10 protein-coding genes and 1 tRNA gene are annotated in these 11,172 nt (G+C 53.4%); 9 read left to right on the forward strand and 2 right to left on the reverse strand.

The window, feature by feature from the left end:
• Positions 1–6: 6 nt before the first annotated feature.
• The 3 genes from hrpB to grxD all read left to right on the forward strand — a co-directional run bounded on the left by hrpB (position 7) and on the right by grxD (position 5,265).
• Positions 7–2,457 carry an ATP-dependent helicase HrpB gene (gene hrpB / locus Q4563_RS07670; RefSeq protein ID WP_303604142.1) on the forward strand — a complete coding sequence of 817 codons (2,451 nt, stop codon included), beginning with the start codon at positions 7–9 and terminating at the stop codon, positions 2,455–2,457.
• Between the two features lie 28 nt (positions 2,458–2,485).
• Positions 2,486–4,564, forward strand: a complete 2,079-nt coding sequence (locus tag Q4563_RS07675) for a TonB-dependent receptor family protein (RefSeq protein ID WP_303604143.1) — start codon at positions 2,486–2,488, stop codon at positions 4,562–4,564.
• Positions 4,565–4,935: 371 nt separating this feature from the next.
• Entirely contained in the window at positions 4,936–5,265 is a 330-nt protein-coding gene (grxD, locus tag Q4563_RS07680; RefSeq protein WP_215975426.1) for a Grx4 family monothiol glutaredoxin, read from the forward strand.
• Between the two features lie 83 nt (positions 5,266–5,348).
• On the opposite strand, the gene Q4563_RS07685 is transcribed toward grxD, so the two are convergent.
• Positions 5,349–5,687 carry a hypothetical protein gene (locus Q4563_RS07685; RefSeq protein ID WP_303604144.1) on the reverse strand — a complete coding sequence of 113 codons (339 nt, stop codon included), beginning with the start codon at positions 5,685–5,687 and terminating at the stop codon, positions 5,349–5,351.
• Positions 5,688–5,867: 180 nt separating this feature from the next.
• On the opposite strand from Q4563_RS07685, the gene lpxL reads away from it, so the two are divergent.
• The 3 genes from lpxL to Q4563_RS07700 all read left to right on the forward strand — a co-directional run bounded on the left by lpxL (position 5,868) and on the right by Q4563_RS07700 (position 9,136).
• Positions 5,868–6,821 (forward strand): LpxL/LpxP family Kdo(2)-lipid IV(A) lauroyl/palmitoleoyl acyltransferase, encoded by a 954-nt coding sequence (gene lpxL, locus Q4563_RS07690; RefSeq protein WP_303604145.1) that lies wholly within the window; start codon positions 5,868–5,870, stop codon positions 6,819–6,821.
• 111 nt (positions 6,822–6,932) lie between these two features.
• Entirely contained in the window at positions 6,933–7,886 is a 954-nt protein-coding gene (gene corA / locus Q4563_RS07695) for a magnesium/cobalt transporter CorA (RefSeq protein ID WP_215975429.1), read from the forward strand.
• A gap of 146 nt (positions 7,887–8,032) precedes the next feature.
• Entirely contained in the window at positions 8,033–9,136 is a 1,104-nt protein-coding gene (locus Q4563_RS07700) for a phosphoribosylaminoimidazolesuccinocarboxamide synthase (protein WP_215975430.1), read from the forward strand.
• A gap of 16 nt (positions 9,137–9,152) precedes the next feature.
• Here the strand turns inward: Q4563_RS07700 and Q4563_RS07705 are convergent, their stop codons facing one another.
• A complete protein-coding gene (locus Q4563_RS07705) occupies positions 9,153–9,476 on the reverse strand; it encodes a hypothetical protein (protein WP_215975431.1) in 324 nt (107 codons plus the stop codon).
• 89 nt (positions 9,477–9,565) lie between these two features.
• Between Q4563_RS07705 and queE the strand changes: the two genes are divergently transcribed.
• From queE to Q4563_RS07720, 3 genes are all read left to right on the forward strand, one after another.
• On the forward strand, positions 9,566–10,216 hold the full coding sequence (gene queE, locus Q4563_RS07710) for a 7-carboxy-7-deazaguanine synthase QueE (protein WP_215975432.1): 651 nt from the start codon (positions 9,566–9,568) through the stop codon (positions 10,214–10,216).
• Between the two features lie 20 nt (positions 10,217–10,236).
• Positions 10,237–10,911 (forward strand): 7-cyano-7-deazaguanine synthase QueC, encoded by a 675-nt coding sequence (gene queC / locus Q4563_RS07715; RefSeq protein ID WP_303604146.1) that lies wholly within the window; start codon positions 10,237–10,239, stop codon positions 10,909–10,911.
• Between the two features lie 185 nt (positions 10,912–11,096).
• A tRNA-Lys gene (locus Q4563_RS07720) sits at positions 11,097–11,172 on the forward strand.

Raw genomic sequence — 11,172 nt, forward strand, 5'->3', positions numbered from 1 at the left:
GCAATCGTGGATTCTGTTATTGATTTACCGCTCGCGAGTTTGCGCGACGAGTTTGTCCGGGCATTGGGGCAGGGCAGCTTATTGTTGGAGGCCGAACCCGGAGCGGGTAAGTCTACCCTGGCGCCTTTGTGGGTGCTGGAAGCGTTGGGTAGCCGTGGCCAAATTTGGCTGATCCAGCCGCGCATTTTGGCAGCGCGCGCGCTGGCCAACCGGCTGGCGGCCATACTGAAAGTAGAGCTCGGCACGCGTGTGGGTTATCAAGTGCCTTTTGAGTCGCGTTTTAATCAAGATACCCAGCTTCTGGTAATGACGCCGGGTGTTCTGCTGCAGCGATTACTGGCCGACCCAGAACTCACGGCCGTGGCCGCGGTAATGCTCGATGAAATTCACGAGCGCTCGGTGCAGCAGGATACCGCTTGGGCATTTCTGCAGGAGACGGAAATCCTGCGTGATGATTTGCAGTTAGTGTTGATGTCGGCCACGCCCGATCAACTGCTGCGTGATCAAGTGGCCCAATCGTTGTACAGTCCTGGCCGCTGTTTTCCGGTGGCGCTAGAATACTGTCCGGCAAAAACTCAGACGAAATTCCCCGAGCGCCTGGAAGAACACCTGCTGCGAACGCTTAAAGCCTCGGCCGGTTGGCAGCAAGAGACTTTATTGGTGTTTCTGCCTGGCTGGCGTGATATTGAGCGCTGTCAGCAGACACTGAAAACCAACTACCCGACCCAGTCTGTGTTTACCTTGCACAGTCGGGTCAGCAGTGCCGAGCAGATGGCGGCGCTCGACCCCGCATCCGGCCCGCGCATTATCTTAGCGACCAATATTGCCGAAACCTCGTTAACCATAGCGGATGTCACCTTGGTGATTGACAGTGGCTTAGTGCGCGAGCCGGATTATCAACAGCGCACCGGTGTCAGCCGATTGCACACCCGGCGAATATCGCAGGCCAGTGCCGAGCAACGCAGCGGTCGGGCAGGCAGGGTGCAGGCCGGTCACTGTATTCGCCTGTGGCCAGAGTCAGAGCCCCTGGCGCCCCAAACGCTGCCAGAAATACGCCGCTGCGACTACCTACCTCTGGCGCTGCAATTAGCCCATTGGGGGACGCCCGCCCGAGAGCTACCATGGCTGGAACCACCCGGCGCCATGGCTTTGCAGCAGTCGTTGCAAACCTTGCAACAGTGGCAACTGATCGATAGCGCTGGCGCCATTACCGGGCTGGGTAGCCAGGTTTCGGCGCTGGGTACGCACCCACGTATCGCGGCACTGTTGCTGCACGCCAGTCCCTATTTACCGTCATTTTCCTGGCTGATGCTGTTGGCTTTGGCTATGCATTTTGACCTGTCAGGTGAGGGGAGTGTGCAAGAGTGGCTGGCCCAAGCGGACCGCGAGTTTGGTCGCGACCGGCGCTGGCAGACATTGGCGCGCCGTTGGTGCCGGGTATTGTCTATTACTGTTAAACCCTCGGCCGAGTGGTTCATGTTATCGCCCGAAGCTAGCCAGTGTGTGGCTGGTGTACTGGCCGAGCGCATAGGCCACAGTGATGGCGATGGTCGCTACCGGCTCAACAGTGGCGCAACCGTCGCGCTGCGCTCTACCGCCGAGTGGGGGCTGCTGCTGCAAATTTCGGCTCGGGGCCGCGCTTTGACCGGAGTCGCTGTTGACCTGTCTCTCGAGCGCGAGCAAATTCGGCATTTGGCGCAGGCCAGGGTGTCGCTCGAACAGCAGGGCACAGGGGCCAAAAAGCGCTGGTTTCGCGTTTGCCGTTATTACCTCGGCGGTAAAGAGATCGACAGCCAGCGCCAGCCTTTGTCCGCAGACGACATACCCGATGCCATTATAAAAAGCGTCAAGGATAGAGGCCTGCCGAATCTGCCTTGGGCTCAAGGGGCGTTGACGTTATTGCTGCGTGCTCGACTGGCCGAGCGCTACCAACTGTTGGCCTTGCCGCCACTGGATGCCGAATGCTTACAAGCCAGCCTACACGATTGGCTGAGTGGGTTTCTCAATTCGCAGTCGGACATCGCACACTTACCACTGGAGCAAGGGTTGGCTTTCTACTTAGGCTTTGAAACTGTTCAGGCCTTGGATAAGGCATTGCCGTTACGATTGTCATTGCCTAGCGGTCGCAAGGTTGAGGTGAATTATTGGGGCGGCGGGGATTGTGAGGCGCAGGTGCGTGACGGCCCATTGGGAGAACCAAGTATTGCCGCTAAACTGCAAGAATTTTTTGGCGCCAAGCAGTGTTCTCTGCCAGCAAGCCAGGTGCCACTGGCGATTGAATTGTTATCCCCCGCCGGGCGGCCACTGGCTATTACCCGAGATTTAGCCTTCTTTTGGCGAGAAGTGTATCCTGAGGTCCGCCGCGAAGTGCGTGGTCGCTACGCCAAGCATCCCTGGCCTGAAGACCCTCTGAATCATAGTGCGACTCACCTAACCAAGCGGCGGCTCGAATCTTAAATATATTATTTATGGAGTCAGTAGTTTAATGAGATGCTCCCCGATTCACTCACCGTGTTTATTCCTTCTCTCGGTGGTCTGCCTGCCCAGCTTGGCGCAGGCGGCACTATCGGGCTCTGATGTGACTGCGTCTGAGCAACAAGTATCCGAGCTGACAGAGCCCGCCATCGAGACGGTGGTGGTGACCTCGGGATATAGCGAAGGCCTCTGGCAGCAGGCGGTGGGGGCTGTGGCTGTGCTTGACACTCGGCGTCAAACACCAGGCATGGGGCAAGACAGCGCTGAACTTTTGGCAGGCTTTGCCGGTGTGCAAGCCGATAGCCGTTCTAATTTTGCTCAGGATACGCGACTGTCAATTCGAGGTTTTGGTGCGCGCTCGGCTTTTGGGGTGCGAGGTATTAGTCTTCGAGTCGATGGTGTGCCGCTAACGATGCCCGATGGTCAGAGCCAAACGTCCAGCTTATTACTTGATAGCATTGACAGAGTGGAGGTTCAGCGAGGGCCTTTGGCGTCTTTGTATGGCAATGGGGCCGGGGGCAGCATCGCGTTCTACTCCGCATCACCTGAGGTGAGCGAAACCAGCCTCTCGGCGGCTGCGGGTTCGGCTCGCGAGCGCCGCTATCAGTTGCAAACCTCTTGGGTGGGCGAGCAGCACGCCGCGCGTGTGATCGCCCGGACCTTTTCCGCTGACGGTTCTCGTCAGCATTCCAGTGCCGAGCGTGAGCAACTCGCTGCGCAGTGGTATTACCAAGGGGAGGAAGGGCTCATTGTGGTGGCAAGGTTAGACTTAAGTCGCGACCCGTTGAGCCAGGACCCACAAGGTATTACCTATGAGCAGTGGCAGGAAGACCCCAGCCAAGTCCACCTTGTGGCAACCTTGTTCGACCCGCGTAAATCCAGTCGCCACCGTCAAGTTTCGGTCAGTGCTAATAAACCCCACTCATGGGGGCGCTGGCAAAGCTCGGTTTGGTTTGGTGACCGCCAGGTCGAGCAATTTTTAAGTTTTGCTGGCGATGCAGTAGACAGCGGCGGTGCCGTTATTGATTTGCAGCGTCAGTTCGCCGGTGGCAATGCCATCGCCGAGCGAGATTTTGGTGCATGGCAAGGGTTGCTGGGGGCTGAGTTGGGGGTGATGAGTGATGCCCGACGCGGTTTTATCAACGATTATGGCTTGCGCGGCGAGCTTCAACGCGATGAAGACAATACTGTTAGCAATTCGGATTTGTTTGCCGGAGTTACTTGGTCGGCTACCGAGCGCTTACGCTTGCGCGGTGGCGGGCGTGTGAGTCGAGTGAGTTTCGACGTTAAAGATTATTATTTCACCGAGGGTAACCCGGATGACTCGGGTGAGCTGACCTTTACCGAGCCCTCGTATTTTGCCGGCGTCAGTTACGGCGAAAAGCACTGGCGCTTGTTTGGCAATCTGGGGGCCGGTTTTGGCGCGCCGACGCTTACCGAGCTGGCCTATCGTCCCGAGGGCAGTGGCTTTAATCAAGATTTGGTGCCCGCGCGCAACCGCCAGGCCGAGCTGGGGTGGCGAGTGCAAAAGCCGCGCTGGCAGAGCAGCTTGGTGGCATTTATGGTGCGAACCCGCAACGAATTAGTGGTGGATCAGTCAACCGGTGGTCGCACGACCTACCGTAACGGCGCCGATACTGAGCGCCAGGGGCTGGAGTGGATGCTAGATACTGAACTCAGTAGCTCGGTAGATTGGCGCTTGGGGGCGACTTGGTTGAATGCTGAATACACCGCAGGCCCCTACGCTAATCACGCTATTCCCGGGGTGGCTCGCACCAATATCTACTCGCAGTGGGAATGGCAACCTCTTGGGGATCGCTTAAAGATAGCAGTGGTTGGGCGGTTTCGATCGGGGGTGATGACCTCGGATGACAACGATGAACGCGTGCCCAGCGCAATGACTTGGGATCTGGCCTTAACCTCGCCGTGGGAGGCGCCCCGTTGGCGGGGGGAGTGGTGGGTTAAATGCAGCAATTTGTTGGATGACGATATCGTTGGCTCTGTTATTGTCAATCAGAGTCGCGGTCGAACCATTGAGCCGGCCCCAGGGCGACAATTTAGTGTGGGTTTGACTCTGACCCGAAGATGATAGCGCTGTCATTGCGAGTGACTAAAATTTGCGTTCTGTTTTAAGGTAAAAAAGCGCAAATATCGACCAAAATTGGTAATTTATTCACCTTTTGCAGTCCCATTTGAGCTTCAGTTGGGGTATGATGTTCTGACTGTAATGATGAGTTGGTTAGGCTTTGGCCTGAATCAGCTGTCCATACAGACCGTTCTTCGCAACGGTCGCAGGGAATGCTAGCGACGTAAATTTGGATCAGGTGCTGCAGTGCGGTAGAATAGAATACCTGAGTAAGCCGCTGGGTTATTCTGGATTCTTTTTGACCCACCCGTGTTAGGCTCAAATGCAGGCTCATTTTAGCCCTCCGATCCGAAGTATAGAGGTAGATTTTGTCTATGGACGTCGTAGATACCATCAAGCAACAGATTTCTGAAAATCCGGTGATTTTGTACATGAAAGGATCACCTAACGCACCTCAGTGTGGATTTTCACAGCGTACTTCACAGGCAGTGATGGCGTGCGGTCAGCGGTTTGCGTACGTGGATGTACTTTCAAACCCTGAACTCCGCGAAGGTTTAAAGCAGTACGCCAATTGGCCGACTTATCCGCAATTGTGGGTGAACGGTGAACTGGTAGGCGGTTGCGATATTGTGACCGAGATGTTTGACAGTGGTGAACTAAAGACGCTTGTTGAGTCTGTCGTTCCCGCCGATTCTTCTGATTGATTCATGCTCCTGTTGGGGCAGCTCCCGTTCCGGGCGCTGCCCATTTCTTTTCTGCTTATTCTCTAATCTCACCCATACTGTCGTTAACTGTTAATTTTCCAAGCGTATACTCCCAGAGCCGCTAGTGCGATAGCACAGAGAATCATTAAGGTCGCTCCCAGTTTGCGATAAGGGTGCTCGACGATTTCAACTTCCCCATCTGTTCGTAACCAGTGCGCCATCCAGGCTGCTTTTTTGGATTTTAGCAGTCGAATTTCTTGGTTGCGCAGAGCTCTTATTTGTTCTTCGATTTCTTCGCGCTGTGGGCCACTGCATTTCTCGCGTTCTTGATAAAGCGCGTCTAATTTTTTTTGCAGCTCGCCATGGTTGTCGTCAATGCGCTGGCTGAGTGCCTGCAGTTTTTTGTCGTTAGTCTGTTGCACTGTTTATCTCCACGCCAATTATGTGCCAACAGTAACAGAGTTGAGGGTAACAACTCCAATAAGACAGGCCTGATAGGGGACACAATGCCATGTCGCCCTGCTATAATCTCTGCCGATTTACCCTTGGTGCAACGACGTTTGCGCGATTAAGCCCCGATAGCAGTAGGAAGGCAAATCTCTATGGCTGATTCATCATCCCGTCGATCGTTAAGCGGTTTCACACACCCTAAATACTGGGGGACGTGGCTTGGGCTAGGTGTTCTGGTGCTTATCGCGTATTTGCCGTTGCCGATTACCCGCGCGCTAGGGGTGTTGATGGGTAAGCTGTTTTACCGTTTTGCTACCGAGCGCTGTGAAATTACCCGAATTAATGTGGCGTTGTGCTTTCCCGAGCTGAGTGCTCAAGAAAAAGAGCAGCGAGTACGTGAGATTTTACGCAACGTGGGGTTGAGCTTTATTGAGTCTGCGGTTGCACTTTGGGCGCCGGATCGCAAGTTTCGCAATCTATACACCTTTGAGGGCCTGGATATTCTTCGCCGACTTGAGGCGCAAGGTAAAGGTGTGATGCTGCTTGGCGGTCACTACACCAGTCTGGATATGGCCGGTCGCGTGATGGGGTTGAATATTGAGTGTGACATGGTGTACCGGGTGGATCGCAATCCGCTGTTGGCTGATGCGGTAGCGCGTGCGCGAGAGAGGTTGTCGGGAGCCGCCATTGAGCGTGACGATGTTCGGCAAATGGTCAGGCGATTGCGCCAAGGGCGCCGCCTTTGGTATGCCCCCGATCAAGATTACGGGAGGAGTAATACTGTATTTGCTCCCTTCTTTGGAGTGCCAGCGGCGACGGTAACGGCAACTGCTCGTTTGGCGCGTATGGGGCGCGCCGTAGTGTGTCCTTTTGAGCACTGGCGTGATGAGCAAGGAATTTACCACGTGCGTGTTAAAGAGCCACTGGCAGACTTTCCTAGTGGTGACGATGTGCTCGATGCTACGCGGGCGAACGAAGTGGTCGAGTCGGTGGTGCGCCGCTATCCGAGTCAATACTTGTGGGTGCACAGGCGGTTTAAAACCCGGCCAGAGGGGGAGGTTACGCCCTATCCACCTAGGGAAAGAAAGCGCAAAAGAAATCACTGATGGGTAGGCAGAGCTGGAAAAAGCTGCGTAGACTTAATCACATAAAAGGCTAGGCCCGCTTAGAAAATCTGAGCGGGGTGGGCAATATTGCTAGGGCCGGGAGAGCTAAACATGCTGAGAATGTTTGATATTCAAAATGCCAAACTGCGCGACCAAAATGTTGACCCGAATAATGTGCATTCGGCGATGCAAGAGGCTGTCTGGATTGATGCGCACGAGCCCACTGATGAAGAGCGAGAGCAGCTCAATACATTTTTGCGTGCTGAGCTGCCCGAGTCGGACGATGTAGAAGAGATTGAGTTTTCGGCGCGTTATTTTTTGGACTCCGCCGGTATTCATGTTCACTCCCTATTTTTGACCCCCACTGAAGGGCGCCACAGCACGACTACGGTTGCTTTTATTTTGCAGGAAAAGCGCCTGCTGACGCTGCGTGATGGCGAGCTGGCAGACTTTCGTTTGCTTAGGATGCGCGCTCGCAGAGGGCAGGTGCAGGCCCATTCGCCGCAAGATCTCTTGATTACCATGTTTGAACAAAAGGTCGAAAACCTTGCCGACGTGCTGGAGGATATTCATCGTAAATTGGAGGATGTTAGTCATACCGTGCTGGAAGATGACGATGCCGATTTAGAAGATGCGATCGACAGGCTCGCTAAGCTGGAAGACAGTAATGGTAAAATCCGCTTGTGCTTGATGGATACGCAGCGCTCCATCTCATTTTTGCAGCGCCATTTGCGCGAGCATTTTGAATTGCAAGAAACCGCCCGCGAAATCAAGCGCGATGTGGATACCTTGATGTCCCACACAGCTTTTTTGTTCGATAAAATCAACTTCTTGATGGATTCTACTCAAGGTTTTATCAATATTGAACAGAACCAAATTATTAAAACCTTCTCCATTGCCGCGGTGATCTTCCTGCCTCCCACGGTGGTGGCCAGCTTTTATGGGATGAATTTTGAATTTATTCCGGGTTTGCACTGGGAGTGGGGCTACGTTACCGGCACCTTAGTGATGCTTGCCTCAGCCATTGCTCCGCTTTGGTACTTTAAGCGTAAAGACTGGTTGTAGCGCGGCCGTCGCAGCGTTTTACTTGCGCTGAGTTGGGCACTTATTAATTATTTTCACGGATATCCAAGAGGCGATGGGCACGTTTCAACGCGGTTGAAATATGCTATTATCGCCCGTTTTTCGATCTGCATCGACAGGAATTTCTTATGAATCTTGCTGACAGGGTTCTGGCGGTTAACAACGATCTTCCCATTCGCACCCAGCTTCCGGTTCATAGCGGTAAGGTGCGTTCGGTTTATTGGTTGACCGAAGCGGATAGCCGCCGCTTGATTGCCGATAAAGGCTATGACGTTGCCGCTGATGCGCCCTTGGCGATTATGGTAATCAGTGACCGAATCTCAGCTTTCGATTGTATTTGGCATGGTGAGGGCGGTATGAACGGTGTGCCGGGTAAAGGTGCGGCGCTCAATGCCATCTCCAACCACTGGTTTCGGTTGTTTCGCGAGCAGGGTTTGGCCGATAGCCATATTTTGGATATTCCTCACCCACTGGTTTGGATTGTGCAAAAAGCGCGTCCGGTAAAAATCGAGGCGATCTGCAGGCAGTATATTACCGGCTCTATGTGGCGCGCCTACTCTAAAGGTGAGCGCGAGTTTTGCGGTATCCAATTGCCGGACGGTTTAAGCAAAGATCAAAAGCTACCTGAGCTGCTCATTACCCCCTCGACTAAAGGTATTCTGCAAGGAATTCCGGGAGTGCCAGAGGTGGATGATGTCAATATTACCCGCCGAGATATCGCTGCTAATTTTGCGGCTTTCAACTTTAAGTCAGAAGGCGATATTGAGCAGTATGAGACATTGCTGAAAGACGGTTTTGCCGTGATCAGTCAGGCGTTAAACGACCTGGATCAAATATTTGTCGATACCAAATTTGAGTTTGGCTATGTCACAGACGCCGCTGGTAACGACAAGCTAATTTATACCGATGAGGTAGGTACGCCCGACTCCTCACGCATATGGGACGGCCCCAGTTATCGCGCCGGTGAGGTTGTGGAGCAATCGAAAGAGGCGTTTCGCCAATTGTTATTGAACCACTTCCCCGACCCCGACATTCTGCTTAACAAAGATCGTATGGATGAAAGGCAGGCTCTGGCAGAAAACAATGCCTTGCCTGAGGCTGTATTGATGCAGGTGTCGCAAACGTATCTGGGCATTGCGGAAAAAGTGATCGGCCAGACCATAGAGGTATCGGCAAATCCTAAGCAAGAGATTATCGACACGCTGCGTGAGCAATACGACCTAATAAGCTAACCAGTCAGTCATGGGGTTATTCTACCCACTCCCAACGCAAGGGTTCGCCAAACTCATCGTAGATGAGTTTTTTGCGAGGCCTGGATTGTTTTGGGCGGGACTGCTTGGTTGAGGTTTGCGGTTTTTTGCGCTCCTCTATGGCGGCAATCTCGTCGCTGACCGGGGTGCGTGTCTCTGGCTCGGCTTTCTTGTCAAACACATGGGGTAGCGGACTGTTGACGGTATCGCGGCCCGATTGGCCGCGTGGCACTTCAGACACGGTACCACCGCGAGCCTGAAAGGCACGAATTTGCGCCTCAAGTTCCCGACGCTGTTCCTTTTTGGATTTGACCAGTTTCATGCAGTAGACGCGAGTTATGACGAAGCCGATTAGAATAGCATTTGCAACGACAGCCTGAAAGCAGACAGCCGGATTTGAGTGAAGAATTGATGAGTGAAACGAGCGTTAAAATTACCGAGATTTTTTACTCGCTGCAAGGTGAGTCAAACACAGTCGGTTTACCGACCGTGTTTGTACGCCTGACGGGTTGCCCGCTGCGCTGCGGTTATTGCGACAGCGAGTACGCCTTTTACGGCGGCGAGCGTATGATGCTTGCACAGGTGCTGGAAAAGGTGGCGTCATACAAGGCGCGCTATGTGTGCGTTACCGGGGGCGAGCCAATGGCTCAGCCGGGTACGCCCGAGTTGCTGACCAAACTCTGCGATCAGGGCTATCAGGTGTCGCTGGAAACCAGTGGCGCCATGTCCCTGGCTAATGTGGATGAGCGTGTGGTCAAAGTGATGGATTTGAAAACTCCGGGCTCGGGTGAAAGCAGTCGTAATCTGTGGGAAAATCTAGAGTATCTGGGGCGGCGAGATCAAATAAAATTTGTGCTTTGCTCGCGGGAAGACTATCAGTGGGCAAGCCTTAAATTGGATGAGTATAAGCTTGCTGAGCGGGTCGATGATATTTTGATGTCGCCCAGTTTTGGTGAGATCAATCCACGCGATTTGGCCGATTGGATTGTGACTGACAATCTTCCGGTGCGCTTTCAGTTGCAGTTACATAAAATTTTGTGGGATGACACGCCGGGTCATTAACGTTAGTTGTTGGAGACGCTATGAGCGAGAAAAAAGCCGTTGTTTTGGTATCGGGTGGTTTGGATTCCACCACCGCTTTGGCCATTGCCCGCAGCGAGGGGTTTACCTGTTACACCATCAGCTTTGATTATGGTCAGCGTATGCGAGCTGAACTTGTGGCCGCAGAACGAGCCGCTATAGCGCTGGGCAGCATTGAGCACAAAGTTATCGACCTGGATTTACGCAAAATTGGCGGTTCGGCACTGACCGACGATAAAATTGCAGTGCCAGAGCATGAAACACAAGGCGTGCCTGTGACCTATGTGCCTGCGCGCAATACGGTATTTTTGTCCATTGCTCTGGGTTGGGCGGAGGTATTGGGAGCGGATGATATCTTTATTGGTGTCAATGCGGTTGATTACTCCGGTTACCCAGATTGCCGGCCAGATTATATTGCCGCCTATGAAAAAATGGCTAATTTGGCTACCCGGGCAGGCACAGAAGGGCACAGCTTAAAGATACGAACCCCGTTAATCGACTTAACCAAGGCTCAAATTGTACAAAAAGGGCTGTCATTAGGAGTCGATTACGGGCTGACGGTATCCTGTTACCAGGCTGATGATGACGGTCGTGCCTGCGGCCTCTGCGATAGCTGTCGGTTGCGTAAGGTGGGTTTCCAACAGGCGGGCGTGAGCGACCCTACCCGTTATCGTTAGTCGGTGTTGAATGCTGGTTGTGGCAGAGCTTGAGGAAAATCGCTGAAAAACTGCCCGCATCGGTAAGTTATTGATCAGTTGTGGTTTATTCTCTAGAAAAGCAAAAAATTGCTTGTTTTTTCTGCTTAAATCATTATTATGTGCGCCTCTGATTTGGACGCTGAACAGCGCGTTTAATGTCAGTTGGGTCGTTAGCTCAGTTGGTAGAGCAGTTGGCTTTTAACCAATTGGTCGCGCGTTCGAGTCGCGCACGACCCACCA

The organism is Gilvimarinus sp. 1_MG-2023 (assembly GCF_030548285.1).